The sequence below is a fragment of the Polaromonas sp. P1_F2 genome (assembly GCF_056405735.1).
Map to the genome: position 1 here is coordinate 21,074 of NZ_JBFUBN010000003.1, position 20,370 is coordinate 41,443.

The window sequence follows — 20,370 nt, forward strand, 5'->3', positions numbered from 1 at the left end:
GCGGCCGAGTGGACGTTTTTTTTCGCACAGACGCTTCGGCCATCATGGGCTACGGCCATGTGATGCGTTGCCTGACCCTGGCCAGCGCCTTGCGCAAGCATGGATTGCAGTCCACGTTTGTGTGCAAACAGCATGCGGGAAATCTGAGCGAGCTTATTGAGGAGCGTGGGTTCGCCGTTGCCCGTCTTCCGGTGACGGAGACGGCTTCTTTCGCCTTGGAAAAGACGCACGCCGATTGGCTCGGATCGTCGCTGATGGAGGATGCCCGGCTGACCCGCGCCGCTATCGAGCAGGCGGGTGCGCGGCCGCAATGGCTGATTGTGGACCACTACGCGTTGGGCCATCAGTGGGAGACCCTTCTTCGCCCGGCGGTGGACCATTTGATGGCCATTGATGATCTTGCGGATCGCTTGCATGCTTGCGAGATATTGCTGGACCAGAATTTCTTCCTGAACCTGCAACAGCGTTACATCGACAAGACCCCCTCCGATTGCGCAATGTTGCTTGGCCCGAAATATGCGCTGCTCCAGCCTGTTTATGCGGAGCTTCATGCGCGTGCCGAGCCCAAGAGCACGGTGCGCCGGATATTCGTGTTCTTTGGAGGCGCCGATACGATGAATCTGACGGGGCGGGCGATCAGCGCCTTTCAGAAACTGGCGCGACCCGACATCCGGCTGGACGTTGTGATGCCGAATGGAAGCGTAAGGTACGAAGATGTTCGAAAACAAGTGGCGGGATACTCCAACATTTTCCTGCATGGTTCTTTGCCCTCGCTGGGTCCCCTGATGGCGACGGCCGATCTTGCGATCGGCGCCGGCGGGGCAACGGTTTGGGAGCGCTTATGCCTGGGCTTGCCTTCCGTGGTGATCGGTCTTGCCGAGAACCAAAAACCTGTTTGCCAAGATCTCGCAAGCGCGGGCCTCATCCGCTACCTTGGATTTCAGGACCAGGTGGATGAGGGTCTCATCTTCAGTGCATTGAGTGACATCATCGAATCGGAAGACATCTCCGAATGGTCTCGCCGGTGCCATGCCGTGTGCGACGGAGAGGGCGCGCAGCGGACGGCGGACCTGATGATTGCCCGAACTCTTCAATTGGCCGGCCGCGTCGTTGTTGCCCAAGGGAAAACAAATCATGAATGAGAAATTTGAGAAGCAAACGCTGGCGTCTGGATACGTGCAGGCAGTTCCTCGGCCCAAACAGGAAGAACTGGACACTTTTTACCGCGAAATCTACTACGGCGAAGGTGTTACCGCCACGTATCAAGCGTCCTACAGCGAGGATGAAATCCAGCAGAAGCGCTTGCGAGCGGATTGTGTCGTGGAGTTGCTTGCGCAGAACTGCCCGGGAAAAAACACTGTCGACTTCCTGGAGGTTGGCTGCGGCGAAGGCTTTGTCCTGAGCAGTGCGGCGGCGAGGGGATGGAATGTTTCGGGGGTTGACTATCAGTCGGCGCCGGTTGCGGCGTTCAACCCCGCCATGATCTCTCGCGTTGCGGCGACCGATCCCAATGTGTATTTGAATGACCTGATAGAAAAAGGCGTCAAAAAAGATGTTCTTGTTCTGCAGAATGTGCTGGAGCATGTTCTTCATCCCGAAGAGCTGTTGCGAAAGCTCCAGCAGTTGCTCACGGATGATGGCTGCCTTCTCGTTCAGGTGCCGAATGATTTCAGCGATCTTCAGGCACTCGCGGATCGGCAGGGGCGCATCAATCGCGACTATTGGTTCCTTCCCCCGCAGCACCTGAACTACTTCAATGAGAAAAATCTTCCGACGGTCGCACAAGCGTGTGGATTTGAGCTCGCCGACGGAATTTCAGATTTCCCAATTGAAATGTACCTCTGGGGCAATGCGGAAAACTATGTCACGGACAAAGCCAATGGCAAGTTTGCCCATCAGGCCAGGGTATCGCTGGATTTATTTTTTTCCAGAAACGGGCTTGATAAATACCTTCAGTTTTACCGCGCCGCATTTCAGATAGGTGTTGGGCGGAACATCTGTGCCGTTCTGAAGAAGCTCCCCCCGGGTGGTTGAGCCGGTGTTTGAATGACCGGAGGTACATGATGCGCATCGCTCTACTTGGCGACATACACGGCAACAGCTTTGCGCTCAAGGCCGTGCTTGACGCCGCGCGGGTGGCGCGCGTGGAGAAGTTGCTGATTACGGGGGACTTCGTCGGATACTATTTTTGGCCCAGGGAAGTCATGGACATGCTGCGCGACTGGGACATCGCGGCGGTGCGCGGTAATCACGAGGACATGCTGATTGATGCCTTGAGTGCGCCGGCCTCTCTTGAAAAAATCAACGCCACTTACGGCTCGGGGGTGAACAGGGCGATTGAGACATTGACGCCGGCCCAGCTTGATTGGCTATGCCATCTGCCGCACCCCAGTTCTTTCGAGTTTGACGGAAAATCGTTGCTGCTTTGCCATGGCTCTCCGTGGGATGTGAACCAATACGTCTATCCGGACGCGAAAGCAGATCTTCTCGACAGTTGCGCTGAGCCAGGCTATGACTGGGTTGTGATGGGGCATACCCACTACCCCATGGTGGAGAGAGTCGGAAAGACGGTGTTGGTCAACCCCGGCTCCGTGGGGCAGCCGCGCAACAGGATTCCCGCGGCGCACTGGGCGTTGCTGGATACCGCGTCGCAGGAACTTATGCTCATGACCGCGCCTTATGATGCCTCTCCCGTGGTGGCACTGGCCGCCCAGCGGCATCCCGAGCTTCCCTACCTGGCAAATGTGCTTTTGGGAAAGCGCTAGCCGACGCACGCAGCAGTGGCTCAGATATTGCGAAAATTGGACCTCATGAGAAAAAATGTATTGATCACGGCGATCGGCGGAGATATTGCCCAAGGCATTGCGGCCATCCTCCGGCAGTCATTCCCCGATTGGCGCCTCACCGGCATCGACGTGCATTCGCGGCATGCGGGGAGCCTGTTTGTCGACCGCTTTCATGAGGCTCCCAGGGCGTCTGACCCCGCTTACGAAGATGCGCTGAAGACGATCGTGAGCCGGCATGCCATTGATCTGGTGATTCCCATGTCCGAGGCTGAATTGCAGCTTCTGGCGTCCAGGGGCCATAGCAAGATCGGCGGAGCCTCATTGCTGATGGCCAATCGCCTCGCGATAGAGGTCGGCGCTGATAAATTGAAGACCGCACAGTTTCTTGCTTCCATCGGTGTGCCTGCGCCATGGACCGACCTGGCTGAGAACTTTTTGCCTCAAAAAAACTTGCCTTGTATTTTCAAGCCGAGACGGGGGGCAGGGTCCAAGGCCGTCTTTCGGTGCGAGACAGCGGAAGAGGTGGAGTTTTACCGCCACCGGCATGCCGACGCCATCGTCCAGGAGTTGCTGTTACCAGCGGACCAGGAAGTCACCTGCGGCGTATTTCGAACCAGCGAGGGGCGTATTGCCGTTCTGCAGTTGCTGAGAACACTGACGGGCGGATTTACCGGCTGGGCTCAGGTGATTGATGAGCCAGAGGTTTTTTCGCAGTGTTCCAGGCTCGCCGAAGCCATCGGCCTGCGCGGTTCAATCAATGTCCAGCTTCGGATTACAGAAAATGGCCCGCGGATTTTCGAGATCAATCCCCGTTTTTCATCCACGGTGTTGATGCGCCATCAGATGGGTTTTTGTGACCTGGTTTGGTCCATCCAGGACTTGATGGAGGAGGACTTGCATCTTTTTTCACCGAGAGCCGGCACCACCGCCGTCCGCCTGCAGGGAGCGCAGGTGCTCAAACCTCATACATTGGAACAAGCATGACGATACAAATCCTTGACAGAAAAATCGGCGCGGGCTTTGCGCCTTTCATCATTGCGGAGATGTCGGGCAACCACAACCAGTCGCTGGACCGCGCACTGGAAATTGTGGAGGCCGCCGCAAAGACGGGTGCGCACGCACTGAAAATCCAGACCTATACGCCCGACACGATGACGCTGGACATCGATGAGCGGGAGTTTCACATCAGCGATCCCAAAAGCCTGTGGGAAGGGGCGTCGCTGTACAAGCTGTATGGCCAGGCGTACACGCCCTGGGAGTGGCACAAGCCTATCTTCGACAGGGCTCTCGAGCTCGGGATGATTCCCTTCAGCACGCCTTTCGATGATTCCGCCGTCGATTTTCTCGAAAGCCTCGATGTCTGCTGCTACAAGATCGCTTCATTCGAAAACACGGACCTGCCCTTGATTCGCCGGGTGGCTGCTACCGGCAAGCCCTTGATTATTTCAACGGGGATGGCGACAGTGGCGGAGATCGACGAGACGGTTCGCGCAGCGCGCGGAGCGGGCTGCAAGGACCTGATACTCCTGAAGTGCACGAGCACCTATCCGGCCACACCGGAGAACACCAACATAACGACCATCCCGCATATGCGTCAACTGTTTGGCTGTGAGGTGGGCTTGTCGGACCACACGATGGGGGTGGCTGTTTCGGTGGCCAGCGTCGCCTTGGGCGCGACGGTGATTGAAAAGCACTTCACCCTCAATCGCGCCGACGGTGGCGTGGACAGCAGCTTTTCCATGGAGCCCGCGGAGATGGCGCAGCTTGTGACCGAGTCCGCACGGGCGTGGCAGTCGCTCGGGAAAGTCAGTTATGGACCGACCGAAGCCGAAAAGAAGTCTCTGCAATTCCGTCGATCCTTGTATGTGGTGCGTGACATGAAGGCCGGTGAGACCTTGACACCGGACAATGTCAGGGCCATTCGCCCAGGGCTCGGGCTGCCTCCCAAGTACCTCGAAGTCCTGATGGGAAAAACCATCAAGCGGGACGCTGCCCGGGGAACGCCATTGCAATGGGATCTCCTCAAGTGAGTGTTGCCGGATCTCCGGTGGTGATTGAAACTGCCCGTTTTTTTCTGCGTGAGTTGACGGTTGACGATGTATCCACCAGGTATCTCGGCTGGCTAAGCGATTCGGCGGCCAAAAAATGGATAGCCACCGCGGAGTCCACACGCGGGCTTGCGGACCTGCGTGAATATGTGCGGCAACGCGTTGGCCGCGAAGATGTGCTTTTTCTTGGAATTTTTTCCAAGGCCGACGATCTCCATATCGGCAACATCAAGTATGAACCTCTCCTCCAGGATGAGGGCCGCGCCGAGCTGGGTGTCCTGATCGGTGATCCGGCCTTCCGTGGAAAGCATGTTTTTGCCGAGGTATTGGCGGCCAGTGCCGCCTGGCTGAAGCTTCATCGGCGGATCGAGCGGATTTACCTGGGCGTTGAGCGCGAAAACCTGCCGGCTGTGAATGCCTACCGGAATGCTGGTTTTGTCGCGGACCCCTCTTTGCAACCAGCAAACACTCCGGGTGTTGTGCGGATGGTGCTGCATGTTTAGGCCGTCTCCGCGTTGCTGTTTCATGCAAGGGTTGGTTGCGGCATGAGAATCCCCGGACTGGATGGCCTTCTCCGCAAGCATGCGCGCGCACGTTTGAGGCATTTGATGCGAGGGTATCGGGTGTTGAAAAAGACGGGCACCCTGAGGCGGATCGCGGCCGTCAAGGAGGCCTTGACGGCGACACCGATTTTTGCGACCGAGGGCAATCCGGAGATTTTTTCCGGCCTGGACGGAAAGGCCGCTGAAATTGCGGTGCGGCAGTTTGTGCTGGTGCGATTTGTTGGCGTCGGCCTGGCGTCCGCGCTGCTAAGTTCGGTCGGAAAACACGATGCGCCCATTGCCTATCCGTTACCCGGCGCATGGCGCAAGGTTCTGCGTGAGCACGGGTTTGAGGTGGACGAAGGCCGATCCGCGTTCCTGTGGGCAGGTGTTGTCGCCCTGCACTTCGCGAGTGGCATTTTCGTCGCGTTCAAGCTTGCGCTGGCTGATGCCCGGTCCCTGATACGGCCCGCAAAAGCAAGCCCGAAAAACCACGCCTATTTTGATGCGCTGGGCTCCGGAAACCTCCCGCCCGTCGGCGGGCGCGGTGAGAAAAACGACATCGTGAGCTGGTACCTTCATTGGCCGGGACGGGCCCCGGGGCTGGACGCGGTCTACCACAACGTTCTCACGGCCGGTGCGCGGGAGTCGGACGGGGTGGAAGTCGTTCCGGTTTCCTCACCGTTCCTTCCCTTCGCCGACCTGGCCTTGTTGATGGGCTTTCTGGGCGCGAGCATCGTTGCCATTGGGAAAGCCTTCTTTGGCTCGATGGCGGGGCGCTGGTGGCTTTCGATGATGTTGGGCGAGACCGTCAAAGCGGCCCACATACGCGTGCAAAATCCCGCGCTGCTGGCCCGGGACTATCTTTTCCACAATTCGAACTGGATTTACCGCCCGCTATGGACCTACGAGGCGGAGCGCCAGGGCGCAAGAATACTTTTCTACTTTTATTCCACGAATATCGAGCAGTTCAAGCAATCCGGGGTTTATCCGGAACCCTTGTACGGCTGGCGGACAATGACCTGGTCGAAATACCTGGTCTGGGATGACTACCAGGAGGCCTTCCTCCGGCGCGCGGTGGGCGATGCTCCTGACGTCATTGTTGTCGGGTCCATCAATTTCCACTCGGGGGTACCGGCATCACTGGATCTGCCGGCTTGCAGTATTGCTGTGTTTGATGTGCAGCCCATGCGCGACGCGGTGTATCAACCGCTGGGCCTTGATATCGAATACTACGTTCCGCGGAACGCGAGCAAATTCCTGACGGATATCCAGGAGGCAACCCGGATGGCAGAAAAAGTCATGGTGTTCAAACGCAAGCGTGATGTGGGAACCCGCGTGCACCCAGCCTATGAGCGCACCATAAACTGCTTGAGTGAAACTTCGAATTATCTGGAGATTGATTCGGATACTTCAGCTAGCGCGCTTATCGAGAAATGCCAGGCGGTTGTCTCGACGCCGTTTACCTCCACAGCCCTGATTGGGCGGGAACTCGGAAAACCATCGATCTACTATGATCCGTACGGCATTTGCGAAAAAGACGACCGTGCGGCGCACGGTATTCCCATTTTGTCGGGGCAGGAAGAACTGCAAGACTGGCTGTCAGCATTGTCCTCATGACAATCTTCCAGAAGGTATAGACAAGGAAAACGTTTCCGATGCCGAATCAAGACCAAACCCATTCTTCGCCGGTCACAGGCGAGCATAACTTTATGAATTCAATAAAACTGGGTGCCAAGCAGGCCATCGCGTTTCCCCTGCGACTACTTCATTTGGCCGCTGTCCTATACATCTGGGTTCTGTCCAAGATACGGCCTCATTTTGGGTACCTGTGGATTGATTTTCAATCACAGAAGATTTCTCAAATGGTTAGAGAGGTTATTCATGCCAGTGGCGGCAAAAACTACCCTTTCAAATTCCATACGCCGAACTATCTTTGCGAAATTCGTGCAACGACGTTTTCTACCAAGGAGCCAGAAACGCTAGCCTGGATTGATGAGTATGGCGGTGAGGGTGCATTTTTCGACATTGGGGCGAATGTCGGGCTTTACTCCGCTTATTTCGGTTCAACCAAGCCCGGTAACGTATACGCATTTGAACCATCCGTTTTCAACCTGGCATTGCTGGTCAAAAATTTGAATGCAAATGGCCTCGAAAAGAAAGTGAAGGTGATTTCCACGCCTCTCACGGAAACGAACCAGTTTGCCGATTTCACGCTTTCGTCTACCCAGGAAGGCGGCGCCTTATCGGCCTTTGGGGTGGATTATGGTTACGACGGCAAACTTCTCTCCAAGGTCAGTTCATATCAAACCCTGGGGTTCTCGCTCGATTTTTTATTCGAGTGCGGAGTGCTTTCCGAATGCCCGGAAATGATAAAGATAGATGTAGATGGCATTGAGCATTTAATATTGAGGGGGGGCGTTAAAACGATTTCAAACCCCCAGTGCAAGACGGTACTTGTGGAGGTCTTGCATGATTTCGGAGCTCAAAAGCAAGAGGTTTTCGAGATTCTCACGCGCTGCGGCTTTGAACTGTCGGAGGGATCGGCCACCACCTCTCCCGTCAGTGAGCCCAAGACCGGAAGCATTAACCAAATCTGGATAAAGCGAAGTTTGGGTACACCCACTCAACAGGCCGGTTGACGTGTTGTGTTTTCTGGAAATTTGAATGTGCGTCTGCTTCCATATGCAGCGCTCATCCTGTCAGTTTCACGAATCAAAGAATCCGAGGTTTCACGTTCATGGTAGTGCCTTGCCCGATATGCCGTAGCAGCAACACGCGCAATATGGCGAGATTTCGCTATGAGAATCCGATTTTCTCGGAATGCTCATTGGCTATCTGTGAAGACTGCGAAATGATATTTGCTTCGCCCATGCCAAGTGACGCTGCGCTTTTGGCGTACAACGAAAATTATTTTTCCGCCGCGCACGGAGGCCAGCCTACGAACAAGCTGGCGATTGCATTTTTTACCGGAATTGCCCGCATTCGGCACGCATTTGTGAATCGCTTTCTTGGGAAGCATCAAATCACCGTTAATAAGGTGCTGGAGGTGGGGCCTGGTCCGGGGCTTTTTGCGCGTAGTTGGCTGCAGGACATGCCTCAGAGCAGTTATTTTGCAGTCGAGACAGATGAAGGTTGCCACCAAGCCCTCGGAGAGCTGGGCGTGCAGATCGTCGGTCTCGCCGAGCCTCCCTCGGTCGATATGGTGGTCATGTCTCATGTGCTGGAGCATGTTTCCGATCCGGTGGGCTTTGTCCGGGCCGCGACCCGCGGCCTCAGATCGGGAGGGGCGCTATTTATTGAGGTTCCCTGCCGGGACTGGGAGCACAAGGCTCTTGATGAGCCGCACATCCTCTTCTTCGACAAAATCCCAATGCGCCGTTTGCTGGATGACCTGGGTTTCACTGATATTGAAATCGCGTACTACGGCCAAACAATTTCCCAGCTGAAAAGCGAGTCAAAGCTTCATTCAATCCTGATGAGGATTCGCAGCAAGCTGATAAGTTGGGGCGTTGTCGCTCCGTTCGCGGCCACGGCCGGCATGGAGACGCTTGTCGATCCGCTGGAGCGCGCCATGGTGGGGCCTTACGATGCGCATCGCGAGTCTACGGAGCCTGCCTGGTGGCTCAGGGCTGTCGCGCGGAAGATATAGGCGTTCATATGTCTTATTACCCCATACTCAAAGCTCCTGGTGCGCAGGGCTGGGTGACCTTGTGCAATTTCTCCCCAAATAACTGGGAAGCCAGCCGGCGCCAGCAACAATTCATCAACGTAACCTGGGCTTCCAACGGTGTTTGGACAAGCAAAAACCTCGGTGTTCTTGAGCCGGGCGCGTTGCGAACGATCACCGCCGGCGATGTTGCAGATGTGGTTCCTGCTGATGCACTCGCGCTGCTGTCGCTGACTCGCACACCACCACCGGCGGAAAGTGAGATATTGCCCAAACTTGACGCTGCGCAGACAAGTGTGCCTGCCTGGCGGGCAACGCTGGGGTTGTCGACTCCAGAGGCTCAAACCAGCTACCAGGGCGAACTGGATCCTTTCCCTCCCCAAGGCTCGCTGCTGACGTTTGGACCTTTTTTGCAGTTCGGCGAGGGCATCCAGAATCATTTGATTCTGCTGAATGTTGAAAACTCCCCCGCAAGCAGGCAGGCTGAACTGGAAATCTACGACGCAGCCGGGCTCAAGCTCAAGGGCAAATTTCCTGTTCGCAGCAACACGGCCAATAGTGTTGCACTGGATGGGCTTGGTTTTGAGCCGGGTGACCTGCCGCTGTTTATCTGCCGCGGCATGGCTGCCATTCCCCTTTATTTTTCGAGTGCAATGGACGGCGCCTATCTCAGCCTGGAGCACACCCACCCGCCGGCGTCACTGGTTGTCCATGGGCGGCGTTGGGAAGCTCAAAAGCTGCTGAAAAATCGCTGGTTCGCCAAGGTCGCACCATGATTGCGCAGAAGATCCAACGCCTCAGGCGCGCCATCTGGACATGGAAGCAGCCATTAACACGCTTTCCAGCTCCGGCGGCCGACCCTATCAGTGACCTGTTTGTGTGGCGCAGCTCGGATGAATGGGAGACCTTCTTTGAGTTGATCGACATCCCCTCCTTGTTTGAGGACGGTCAGGGCCAGCAGCACGTGACCTTGGCATTCTTCGACGCGACTGGGCGCCAGGTTTTGGAGCAAAAAGTGAACCTGCAGGCTAATTGCCGGCAGACCCTGGATATTTCATCCATGGTGGGACGAAGCCACGGTGAAACGGGGACCTTCGCTGTTTTTCACTCTACAACGCCTTCCGGCGTCACAAAACTAGGGTCTTTTCTGGCAGAGCGTGGCTATGTCAGTTACCGCTATCATGGCGCCCCCTTAAGGGCTTACGTTCATGGCAACCTTGACGCGATTTCGCAGGGCGCAGACGGTGTCCTGCAATTGCTGGGAGGGAGGAGCTTCCTGAGCCGTGAATACAGCCTCCAGCACGAACTCCAGCCGGGCGTTGTGTACGAACTTGGCATGGTTAATCCGACCGCCGGCGCGCAGCGCTGCGTTTGTAAGCTGATTTCAATCCGTAGCGGTAAGATAATGGGTGTTCAACCGGTGAACTTGGCTCCCGGCGGAATTCAGCTGGTTCCTGTTCGCGCCGACAAATCAGAGCCGGTGAGGTTGGTCATCCAAAGTCACCTCGTCATGGCCCGGCCCCTCGTGTTTCGTATTCAAAATCTCAAACTGGATGTTTTTCATGGTTAACAAAATAATCGAAGTTGGCTACGGCAAAGTCAACAAGGTCAAGATCGGCGACAAGCTGCCTTTGGCTTTCATTGGCGGCCCGTGCGCGATCGAAAGCCGTGATCACGCCTTCATGATGGCCGAGGCCATCGGGAAAATCTGCCAGAAGGTCGGCATTTCCTGGATCTACAAGTCCTGCTATGACAAGGACTGCCGCTCCGCCCCTGACAGCTACCACGGCCTGGGTGTGGACGACGGCCTGCGCATTCTGGCGGACATCCGCGACGAGTTCGGCATTCCGGTCGTTTCCGACTTTTCCGATCCCGCGTGGGGGCCTGCCACCGGCGAGGTCTGCGACATGGTGCAGGTACCGGCCTATCTGTGCCGCCAGACCTCGATCCTGCGCGCTGCAGCCTTGACCAAGCGCCCCATTCACCTGAAAAAGGGCCAGTTCATGAGCCCCTGGAACATGAAGAACTCGGTCCGCAAGATCGAGGCCGCGGGCAACCACCAGGTGCTGCTGGCCGACCGCGGCACCTTCTTCGGCTACAACATGCTGGTCAACGACTTCACCTGTTTCCCGATCATGGCCAAAACAGGCTACCCGGTCTGCTTTGACGCGACGCATTCAATCCAGCTGCCTACTTCCATGGGCAATATTTCCGGCGGCCAGCGTGAGTTCATCCCTTACCTCGTGCGTGCCGCGGCTGCTTGCGGTATCAATGCCCTGTTCATGGAAACCCACAACGATCCGGACAACGCAATGTCGGACGCGAATACCGTCATGAACATCAAACACCTTGAAAATGTACTGAGCCAGGCCAAGGCCGCTCATGAGTTCCGTCTTGAAATGTTGGAAAAATTTGGAGAAGACAATGTCCACCCAGAAAAATAAGGCCATGCTGGTCAGCGAAGTGATGATGGGCCTGGACCGCGTGCCCGTTATCAAAGAGGCCGTGATCCTCAAGGAAGCCCTGGAAGAAATGGGCCGATCGCGCCTCGGTATTGTTTGTATCGTCAATGGCGACAACAAACTTCTGGGCATCCTGACGGATGGCGACATTCGCCGCAAGCTGCTCAAGGTGCAAAAGCCCTTTTCCGCGTTTTTCGTGGATGACGCGCTTGACCATGCGATCCTCGCGCCCATGACCACCAAGCCGGGCGACACCCTTGTCCACGCGGTGGACGTCATGGAGCAAAAGCAGATCTGGGACTTGCCGGTGGTCGATGACAAGGGCTTGCTTGTTGGCCTGTTGCACCTGCATCCCGCGGTTCAGGCGCTTCTGGACACCCGGAGCTAAGCCGCTCCCAGGTTTGTGCTTCACCGGCAGGATGGCTGCCGCTAACTTCACGACGTTTTATGAACAAAATATTTGAGCAGCGCGCCGCGCTGAAGCAGAAACTGCGGAACCGCGAACGTTTGTTCGCGGGCTGGGTTTCTTACTCGCATCCCTCGATTACCGAGACCTTCGCCCGCGCGGGTTTTGATTTCATGTTCATCGACATGGAGCACTCGACCATTTCACTGGAGCAGGGCCAGCGCATCATCGCCGCAAGCCAGAGCGAAGGCGTGCCTTGCATACCCCGCCCCGTCTCTCATTCCAACGATTACCTCAAGCCCCTGCTCGAATCGGGCGCTGACGGAATGCTGGTGCAGATGGTTGAAACCGCCGACCAGGTGCGGGCGCTGATCCGCGACGTGAAGTATCCGCCCATGGGCCGCCGCACCTATGGGGTCAACCGGGCGCAAGCCTACGGCTTTGACTTCGACGAATACATCCAGAACTGGAACAAGACATCCACCTTCATGCTCCAGGTGGAATCCATCAAGGGCGTGGAAAATATTGAAGAGCTGCTCGCGTTCGACGAGGTCGATGGCGTCATGATAGGCCCGCTCGACATCGCGGGCTCCCTGGGAGTTCCCGGGCAGACGACCCATCCGCTCGTCATCGAAGCCTCACGCAAGGTCATCCAGGCTTGCGAGCGCCATGGCAAAAGCTGCGGCACGCAGGTGGCGGACGCCAACCCCGCCACGGTGAAGTTTGTTTTTGACCTGGGCTACAACTACGCCATCTTGGGTTCCGACCTCTTTGTGCTCTGGAAATGGGCAGTACAAATGCAGGACCTGATGAAGACGATGCGTTAATCGATTGACAACCAATGAATACCTACCTTAACCAACTTTTTAACCTTGAAGGCCGTGTTGCCGCCGTGACCGGCGCGGGCGGCCACCTGTGCAGCGAAATGGCGCGCGGATTTGCCCGTGCAGGCTGCGCAGTGGCGGTGCTTGATCTTCGTCTTGAAAAAGCCCAGGCCGTCGAGGCCGAGCTCAAGGCCGAAGGTTTTGACAAGGTGATGGCGCTGGCCATCGATGTCTCCAAGAAGGAACAGCATGTCGCCGCACTGGACGCCATCGTGGCGAAGTTCGGCCAGCTGGACATTCTGGTCAACGGTGCCGGCACCAATGGCCCCACCCCCTTCCTCGACCTCTCGCTCGACGAGTGGTATTCCATCCTCGATTCCCAGCTCACGGGCACCTTTCTCGGTTGCCAGGTGTTCGGCGCCTATATGCTCAAACAGGGCAAGGGTTCCATCATCAACATTTCGTCGGCTTCCGCAGGCCCCCCGCTTTCCAAGGCCTTCACGTATTCCATCGCCAAAGCCGGCATCCTGAACCTGACCCAGAACCTGGGCCGCGAATGGGGTACCAAAGGCGTGCGAGTCAATGCATTGCGCCCGGGCTTTCTGCCCACTGACTGGAATCGCAAGAATTTCATCACGCCGGAGCGCGAGGCGGCGATCCTCGGGCACACCCCCATGGCCCGTTTCGGGCAACCGGTTGAGCTGCTGGGGGCCACCCTTTGGCTTGCTTCCGACGCCGCGAGTTTTGTCACCGGCGCGGAAGTCGCCGTTGACGGCGGCTTCTCCTGCATGACCATCTAGGCGGCAGGCGTTTCAACATTTTCGAGAACCGGGTTCTCCCGGCCAGCACCATGAGCAAAAAGACAGTTGTCATCACCGGCGGCAATCGCGGGATTGGTTTGAGCATCACCGAAGCGTTTGTTGACGCCGGTTATGCGGTATTTGTGGGCGCACGCCAGGAAGCCGGGCTTGCCGAACGCTTCGGCAACAAGGTGGTTTTTGTGCCCACCGATGTGCGTGACGAAGCGGCCCATGTGAAGCTGGTCAAAACAGCGCTTGACGCGACGGGACGTCTGGACGCCTTTGTCAATAACGCAGGCTATTCGGAATGGCGGCCCATCGCCGAGATCGATAACGCTTTCCTCGATGACATCATCGCCACCAACCTCAAAGGCGCCTTCTGGGGCTGCAAGGCCGCAGTCGCGGCCATGGGAGACGGCGGCAGCATTGTCAATATTTCCAGCATTGCCAGCAAGCGCGGCAGCCCCAACAACTCGGCTTATTCGGCCACGAAATTCGCGATGAACGGGCTCACGCAGTCGCTCGCCAAGGAAGTGGGTCCGCGCGGGATACGCGTCAACGGCGTTTGCCCGGTGCTGATTCCTACCGATGGATTGCTGGAAGCGCTGAAGAGCCCGCATGGGCCTGCCAAAGGTGATGGCGCGGGCTTTATCGCGAAATTTGCGGTGGACAATGCGGCGCTCAAACGCCTGCCCACCGGCCCAGAGGTCGCCGCCATGTGCCTGTTCCTTGCTTCCGACGCCGCATCCGCCGTGACCGCGCAGAACATCAACGTCGATTGCGGCGTGTTTCCCCAGTAAGCCAGGCGCCACGTATGAAAATTGTTGCGGTGATTCCGGCCCACATGGCCTCCGTCCGGTTCCCGGGAAAGATCTTGTTTCCTTTCCATGGGCTTCCCATGATCGAACATGTCCGCCGGCGAGCTCTGCTTTCCCGGGCCGTCTCCGACGTCATCGTGGCCACTTGCGACGAAGACATCGCGTCCACGATCAGGGGCTTTGGCGGTAAGGTTGTCATGACAGCCGACACCCACAAAAACGGAACAACCCGTGTGGCGGAGGCGGTCAAGGACGTCGATTGCACCCATGTGATCCTGCTCCAGGGTGATGAGCCCCTGCTTTTGCCCCGTCACGTGGACGCGCTGGCGGACGCCATGCGGGCCAATCCCGGTGGCGATGCCTGGAATGCCACGGGCCCGATCGAAAGCGCGGAGGAGCTTGACCGCCATTCATTTGTGAAGTGCGCCGTTTCGCAGTCCGGGCGCATCATGCACTGCTTCCGCCGAACGCCCGGTTACAGCAGCTTCGAGCAGCAGCAGGCTTTTGTGCGCAAGATTCTCGGGATCATCGCTTACCGCAAGGATTTCCTGATGAAGGTGACCACCTTGCCGAGCGCGCCTGTGGAGCTGGCTGAGTTCATCGAGCAGATGCGCATCCTGGAAAACGACTACAGCCTGCAATCGGTGCCGGTGGTACCAAGCCTTCCATCCGTCAACGAGCCTCATGAGGCGGATGTCGTGCTCGAGTACATCCGGCAGGACCCGGAGCAAAAAGCCCTTCTCGAAAAAATATCAGGGCAGGTCTGAACGGCCTGCGGGTCTTCCAGGGAGGACGGACCTTGAACGAAGAACAGTACAGGCAGGTATGTGAGGCCTGCGACCGGGTGCTGGAGATGCCGGGATCGACGCTGGAGCGCATGTCGATACCGTGGCTGCATGTTCTTCGCGAACATCCATCTTTTCTCGAAGGCTATGAAGGGCTGTTCGCGGCTTCAACCGCCCTGAGCCGTGTCGCCAAAGCCATCGCGGTAAAAACCCGAAGTTCCGCTGGATGGCTCCGCCAGCTGTGGAGAGCTCTGAGGTCCGATGGTGAGCCATGGAAGGCGTCACAGGCACTGTCGGGGCCTGTGGATGTCCTGTTCGTCTCCCATTTGCTCAACGGCGCGGACGCGGGAAAAGCAGTTGATTTCTATTTTGGCAATCTGCCGGAGCTCCTCCAGGCGGAGGGCCGCCGGGTTGTGGTCGCGTTGATTGACCACACCGCCACTCCAGACAGGTCGCGCGTGCAGCGCTGGGACGCAAGTGCGTGCCCGCGAGTATTGCTCTCCAACACACTGGGTCTTTCGGGCGATCTCTCCCTTTGGCGTCGGTTAAGGAGGGAGTCGTCGCGCCTGGCATCGCTTTCCAGGCGAGAGTCCCCCGGCTTTCTGAAGAAAGTGTTTGCGCGCGCCTCGCTTGAGGCCATGTCGGGCGGTGCAAGGGCCACACTGCGAATGTCTGTGCAAGTCAGCCGCCTGGTCGCATCGATCCAGCCAAAATTGATGATCGTGACCTACGAGGGGCATGCGTGGGAACGCGCGGTTTTTGCCGCCGCACGCGAGGTATCGGCGGGCATGCAGTGTGTTGGCTATCAACACGCGGCGATCTTCAGGTTGCAGCATGGCGCGTTGCGAAAGCTTGGACCTGCATTTGATCCCGATCTGATCCTGACGGCCGGATCCGTGTCCAAAGGGCAAATCGAAAGCTCCTTGAAGGCGCAGGGCATTCCCGTGCGCGTTTTAGGATCCAACCGCGCCTTTGCTGGCCCGGAAAGAGCTGAAGCCGGTGGCTCCGGGAGAGGTGATGACTTTGATCTCCAACCTGTCGCCGCAGGCAAGGCTTGCCTGGTATTGCCCGAAGGGATCATCAGCGAGTGTCTTCTCCTCTTTGAGTTTTCCTTGAGCTGTGCGGAGCTGATGCCGAATATGCGCTTCATCTGGCGGCTTCATCCCTTGGTGAGGTTTGAGAGCCTGATGGCTCAAAACCCCAAATTCCGGAAACTGCCGCGGAACGTCGAGTTGTCAACGGCCACGATAGAAGATGACATTGCGCGTGCCGCTTATGCACTTTACAGAGGCAGCACGGCGATAGTGAAGGCCGTGTGCGCCAATGTGCGGCCTGTTTACCTCGCGCTTCCCGGTGAAATGACTATCGACCCTCTATACCAACTCGGCAGTTGGCGAGAGAGTGTGACAAATCCGGAGCAGTTCTCCTCTATCGTTCACAGAGACCCGATGGAAGCTGGCGAATCAGAAGGGCACACCTTGGCAGTTCGGTATTGTGGTAATTTTTACATGCCAATTGACCCCTCCGTCGTGATAAACATCCTGCAACCTGAGGAGAAGAGTTGACGAGAGTCCCGGTCGGCGTAGCCGCCCGCTGAACTTTAAATCCAATACTTGCGAGGTAGTCGATTACATTCCCCATTGCCGTTAGTCCTGCTCCCACTAGAACCCGAGGCAGTTATCCCATGCACTTAGAAAAAATTACAAAAATAATAAATTTGCCCATCGACTTTTCCCGCCTGACGGCGGGAATTTTCTTGCTTCACGGTCTGGTATTTCTGGCTGGGTATCTCATTCTGGGAGCGTCCCCTTTCATCAGTGGCTTATCCGTCTTCCTGGTCCTTGTGCTGGATCTGGTCTTCTGCCTCGCGTTGATCACCAGCAGTGAGCGCACTGCCGCGCATATTTTGGTGCTGGCCTGGTTCCTGATTATTTTTTCCCTTGTCAGGCTGGCCGCCTTGCTATTGCTTCCTCCGGTCACGTTGGAGTTTTTGACATCTGACGGGTTGACCGGGGATGAGATTTCGCGAGGCATGCTGCTGTACGTTGGCGGCTCAATTGCAATGCTGTTAGGCATTTACGCCGCAGACCGGCTGTTGCCACGGAGGCAGACACCTCTGAATCTTGCCGCGAGAGTGTTTTCGCTATGGTCGATCACCGGCTATTGGCTGGTGACCTATCTTGTTGCCTACTATGTGCGCGTTTACCTCGGCGTCACAATTTTCGGATCGCCCGAGCATTGGGGCAACCGGATGGCGTGGGTGGGCATTATTTTTGATACGGATGTGGCTTTGCTGGTGACCATTTGCTGGCTGGCTATCAAGTGGCGGGAAAAAAGCCTGACCAAATCCCAGATGGTTCATGCGGGACTTCTGATATTTCTATGGCTGTTATTTTCAATTGTGATCGGCTCGAGAGGGGGGCCTCTCCGGATACTGATATTCCTATTCTTCGCAGGACTCGCTGTCAATCCGCGCTTCAAGTTCAGTGTGCTCAGATTGGCCGTTCTGATCGCCAGTTTTTTTGTGCTCAATTCGGCGGTGTATGCGATGGGAACAATATTCAGGCACTACAAGATCGGTGACATCAGTTTTTCGCAGGCTATTAATGACTACAAGCTCAGTTACCTGAACCCCAAGCTCATGGATTGGGCCAACCTCGGGCAGATATCTGATCTTCGGAAAAAGTACTACAAGTCCGAGGCCGTCATCGAACTTGGGAACAAGTTGAGGCCCACGGTGACAAGACTGTCCTTGATTGACTACTCTTTCACAATATTTTCGAAGGTCCCGAATGAGGAAGTCCTCGACTCCTACATTCGCAGCTCACATGCGCTCAAAAATTTTGCCAATAATCTGGTGCCCGGCGAAATTTTCGACGAGGCCATCGTTAATACCTCGCGCGTTTTCCCAATGGCGTATCGAGGACATACTTTCGACGCGATAAGCAAAGCGTATATGTCCGAGCCTTGGACGATCTGGGGGATGGCCTGGATCCTGGGTAAATACTGGGGGGGCATCATTTTGTTTGGCGTGGCATTTGGTATTCAGGCGTTCCTTTCCGTGGTGAGTGGGCGATCCAGGAATTACGCGGTCTACGTGCGGTGTGTATATCTCGTGACGGTGATAAGCACCGGGTACATGATGTTCGGTATTGATCATGAGCTTTCGTTCATCGCGCATTTTTCTGTTTCCTGTCTTGTTGCGTGCGGGTTGCTTGAGTTGTTTGATTTCATTGGCAGGAAAATCTGGCTGGCAAAGACTTCGGTATTAACCGTCAAGGACTCTCATCCTCAGGCGCCACGTCATAAGCTATGAGCGACGAGCAATCGATCACCGTAGTTATTGCAACCTTGGGCGGAGAGTCGCTGAGACCCACTATTGAGCGCCTGAACCGTGGTTCGATAAGGCCCGCGGAAATTCTGGTTTGCATTCCCGAGCGGGAAGCATCCGTTATGGCTCCCCTGGTATTTGACAATGTCAGGGTTGTGCCGACGCCATGCCGGGGCCAGGTCGCGCAGCGAGCTTTCGGCTTTCAGAAGGCGAAATATGGCTTCGTCATGCAGCTGGATGACGACATGTTTGTGGATCCTCAATGCCTTGAGCGCCTGCTGGCGGTGTTGGTGCAATTGCCCGATTGCGCTGCGGCTCCAGCCCTTGTCAATGTCGAGACCAATGAGTCTGTGTACAAAAAACCAGCCAGTGGAGCGCTGGTGGGGGCGATCTACTATTGGTTGATGAATGGGCGCAAAGGCTACCGCGAGGGTGAAATCGAAAAATCAGGCAGCCCGGTGGGGGTTGACCCCGCGCGGCGCGGCATGGCGCAGTACGAGGTGGAGTGGCTGGCTGGCGGGTGTGTGCTGCATCGCAAGGAGAACCTGGTACTGGAAAACTTTTACCCGTTTACGGGCAAGGCATTTTCCGAGGACATCATTCATTCTTTTTTGCTGCGGCAACGAAACATCCGGCTGCTTGTTGTCCCCCAGGCCCGCTGCGGTCTTGAACTGGTTTCTCCCGTTGACAGTGGCTGGAAGGCTTTCTGGAAAGAGGTGCGCGGCGATTTTCAGGCGCGCAGCTATTTCATGGACCTGAGCGGGCGGAAGAAGGGGCGGATGTACCTCTTCTATGTCTTGCGCATTTGCAGGTACATTTACAAGCGAATAGTCCGCTGGGCAAGGCCCAACTGAGGATGGCCTCGAACGCATCCGGGCTGCTGCCCCGTGCCGGCAGGAAGTTGATTGAATTGATGTCGCCTTGAAAACCATCGCAATTACCGGCGCCTCGGGCTTTATAGGCACCCACCTCGTGCAAGCTTTGCTGCGGCAAGGCGGCAACAGGATAAAAATATTGTCTCGGCCCGCTCATTTTGAAAGTGCCCGGGCGGCCTTCCCCCCTGAAGTTGAGATTGTTCGAGGCGACCTGCTTGAGCCGGCTTCGCTGGATGAATTTCTCGAGGCGGACTGTACGGTGGTCAACCTTGTTTACCTGCGGGGCGACGCGGAAGAAGCGAATCTTTCGGCCATTCATAACCTGCTGACTGCCTGCAGGTCGGTCAAGGTGTCCCGGCTTATTCATTGCAGCACGGCGGATGTTGTCGGCCGCACCGCGGATCGGCGCGTGACGGAATCGAGCCCATGCCACCCCGTAACGTCTTATGCAATAAGCAAACTGAAGGTGGAGGACGCTGTTCTTTCTGCGAGTCTTGATGGCTATGAGACTGCGGTGCTGCGCCCTACCGCGGTATTTGGACCTGGCGGGCAGAATTTGAGGAAGCTCGCGCATGACCTGGTGAACGGCTCGCGCTTGCGCAATGATTTCAAGTCCGTTTTTTTTGGCCAGCGGCGCATGAATTTGGTCTACGTCGACAACGTGGTCGGGGCGATCACGTTCCTGGTCAACCCCGCGCTGGCTCTGCGGAGCGAGGTTTTTATCGTCTCCGACGATGATGCGCCGTCCAATGAATTTTCAAGCGTTGACCGGGCAATGAGGCGGGGTTTGGGTGTTGCCGGGCCGTTGTGGCCGGGCGTCTTCTTTCCCCCGTGGGTGTTGGCGCTGGCCCTGCGCGCCTTGCGAAAAAACAATACAAATCCGTATTGCACCTACGACCCGGGGAAACTGCTTTCCCTGGGCTTTTTGCGGCCTGTGGCTTTCGACGAGGGCTTGTCGCGCTACATAGCCTGGTATCGCGCGGAACACCTGAGCGGGTCTGGAAAGGCGGACTCCTAGTGCGT

At 56.7% G+C, this 20,370-nt stretch carries 21 protein-coding genes; all 21 read left to right on the forward strand.

Going from position 1 to position 20,370, the window contains the following annotated elements; all coding sequences use genetic code 11:
• The first annotated feature begins 8 nt into the window (after positions 1–8).
• The 21 genes from pseG to AC1D0O_RS07180 all read left to right on the forward strand — a co-directional run bounded on the left by pseG (position 9) and on the right by AC1D0O_RS07180 (position 20,365).
• Positions 9–1,142, forward strand: coding sequence for a UDP-2,4-diacetamido-2,4,6-trideoxy-beta-L-altropyranose hydrolase (gene pseG, locus AC1D0O_RS07080; protein ID WP_477652839.1), 1,134 nt, complete (start codon positions 9–11; stop codon positions 1,140–1,142).
• Positions 1,135–2,034: a class I SAM-dependent methyltransferase gene (locus AC1D0O_RS07085; protein WP_477652840.1), complete on the forward strand. Its 900-nt coding sequence runs from the start codon at positions 1,135–1,137 to the stop codon at positions 2,032–2,034. The genes pseG and AC1D0O_RS07085 overlap by 8 nt, the downstream gene beginning before the upstream one ends.
• A 26-nt stretch (positions 2,035–2,060) precedes the next feature.
• Positions 2,061–2,765 (forward strand): metallophosphoesterase family protein, encoded by a 705-nt coding sequence (locus AC1D0O_RS07090; RefSeq protein WP_477652841.1) that lies wholly within the window; start codon positions 2,061–2,063, stop codon positions 2,763–2,765.
• 45 nt (positions 2,766–2,810) lie between these two features.
• A complete protein-coding gene (locus AC1D0O_RS07095) occupies positions 2,811–3,770 on the forward strand; it encodes an ATP-grasp domain-containing protein (RefSeq protein WP_477652842.1) in 960 nt (319 codons plus the stop codon).
• The gene (pseI, locus tag AC1D0O_RS07100; protein ID WP_477652843.1) at positions 3,767–4,816 is read left to right on the forward strand and encodes a pseudaminic acid synthase; all 1,050 of its coding nucleotides are present in this window, start codon (positions 3,767–3,769) and stop codon (positions 4,814–4,816) included. The genes AC1D0O_RS07095 and pseI overlap by 4 nt, the downstream gene beginning before the upstream one ends.
• A gap of 20 nt (positions 4,817–4,836) precedes the next feature.
• Positions 4,837–5,337, forward strand: a complete 501-nt coding sequence (locus tag AC1D0O_RS07105) for a GNAT family N-acetyltransferase (protein ID WP_477652844.1) — start codon at positions 4,837–4,839, stop codon at positions 5,335–5,337.
• A gap of 42 nt (positions 5,338–5,379) precedes the next feature.
• A complete protein-coding gene (locus tag AC1D0O_RS07110; RefSeq protein WP_477652845.1) occupies positions 5,380–6,996 on the forward strand; it encodes a polysaccharide biosynthesis PFTS motif protein in 1,617 nt (538 codons plus the stop codon).
• A gap of 38 nt (positions 6,997–7,034) precedes the next feature.
• Positions 7,035–8,018, forward strand: a complete 984-nt coding sequence (locus tag AC1D0O_RS07115) for an FkbM family methyltransferase (protein WP_477652846.1) — start codon at positions 7,035–7,037, stop codon at positions 8,016–8,018.
• 212 nt (positions 8,019–8,230) lie between these two features.
• Positions 8,231–9,028: a class I SAM-dependent methyltransferase gene (locus tag AC1D0O_RS07120; protein ID WP_477652847.1), complete on the forward strand. Its 798-nt coding sequence runs from the start codon at positions 8,231–8,233 to the stop codon at positions 9,026–9,028.
• 8 nt (positions 9,029–9,036) lie between these two features.
• Positions 9,037–9,822 carry a hypothetical protein gene (locus AC1D0O_RS07125; protein WP_477652848.1) on the forward strand — a complete coding sequence of 262 codons (786 nt, stop codon included), beginning with the start codon at positions 9,037–9,039 and terminating at the stop codon, positions 9,820–9,822.
• A complete protein-coding gene (locus AC1D0O_RS07130; RefSeq protein WP_477652849.1) occupies positions 9,819–10,616 on the forward strand; it encodes a hypothetical protein in 798 nt (265 codons plus the stop codon). Before AC1D0O_RS07125 ends, AC1D0O_RS07130 begins: the two co-directional genes overlap by 4 nt.
• Complete coding sequence (gene kdsA, locus AC1D0O_RS07135) at positions 10,609–11,490, forward strand: 3-deoxy-8-phosphooctulonate synthase (RefSeq protein ID WP_477652850.1); 882 nt, start codon at positions 10,609–10,611, stop codon at positions 11,488–11,490. The genes AC1D0O_RS07130 and kdsA overlap by 8 nt, the downstream gene beginning before the upstream one ends.
• Entirely contained in the window at positions 11,471–11,896 is a 426-nt protein-coding gene (locus tag AC1D0O_RS07140) for a CBS domain-containing protein (RefSeq protein WP_477652851.1), read from the forward strand. The genes kdsA and AC1D0O_RS07140 overlap by 20 nt, the downstream gene beginning before the upstream one ends.
• A gap of 59 nt (positions 11,897–11,955) precedes the next feature.
• The gene (locus tag AC1D0O_RS07145) at positions 11,956–12,741 is read left to right on the forward strand and encodes an HpcH/HpaI aldolase family protein (protein ID WP_477652852.1); all 786 of its coding nucleotides are present in this window, start codon (positions 11,956–11,958) and stop codon (positions 12,739–12,741) included.
• A gap of 14 nt (positions 12,742–12,755) precedes the next feature.
• Positions 12,756–13,538: an SDR family oxidoreductase gene (locus AC1D0O_RS07150; RefSeq protein ID WP_477652853.1), complete on the forward strand. Its 783-nt coding sequence runs from the start codon at positions 12,756–12,758 to the stop codon at positions 13,536–13,538.
• A gap of 50 nt (positions 13,539–13,588) precedes the next feature.
• Entirely contained in the window at positions 13,589–14,338 is a 750-nt protein-coding gene (locus AC1D0O_RS07155) for an SDR family NAD(P)-dependent oxidoreductase (protein WP_477652854.1), read from the forward strand.
• Between the two features lie 14 nt (positions 14,339–14,352).
• On the forward strand, positions 14,353–15,123 hold the full coding sequence (locus AC1D0O_RS07160) for a 3-deoxy-manno-octulosonate cytidylyltransferase (RefSeq protein ID WP_477652855.1): 771 nt from the start codon (positions 14,353–14,355) through the stop codon (positions 15,121–15,123).
• 32 nt (positions 15,124–15,155) lie between these two features.
• Positions 15,156–16,706 carry a hypothetical protein gene (locus AC1D0O_RS07165; protein ID WP_477652856.1) on the forward strand — a complete coding sequence of 517 codons (1,551 nt, stop codon included), beginning with the start codon at positions 15,156–15,158 and terminating at the stop codon, positions 16,704–16,706.
• A gap of 119 nt (positions 16,707–16,825) precedes the next feature.
• Complete coding sequence (locus AC1D0O_RS07170) at positions 16,826–18,457, forward strand: hypothetical protein (protein ID WP_477652857.1); 1,632 nt, start codon at positions 16,826–16,828, stop codon at positions 18,455–18,457.
• Positions 18,454–19,326 (forward strand): glycosyltransferase, encoded by an 873-nt coding sequence (locus AC1D0O_RS07175; protein ID WP_477652858.1) that lies wholly within the window; start codon positions 18,454–18,456, stop codon positions 19,324–19,326. Before AC1D0O_RS07170 ends, AC1D0O_RS07175 begins: the two co-directional genes overlap by 4 nt.
• 67 nt (positions 19,327–19,393) lie before the next feature.
• Complete coding sequence (locus AC1D0O_RS07180; protein WP_477652859.1) at positions 19,394–20,365, forward strand: NAD-dependent epimerase/dehydratase family protein; 972 nt, start codon at positions 19,394–19,396, stop codon at positions 20,363–20,365.
• The last annotated feature ends 5 nt before the right edge of the window (positions 20,366–20,370 follow it).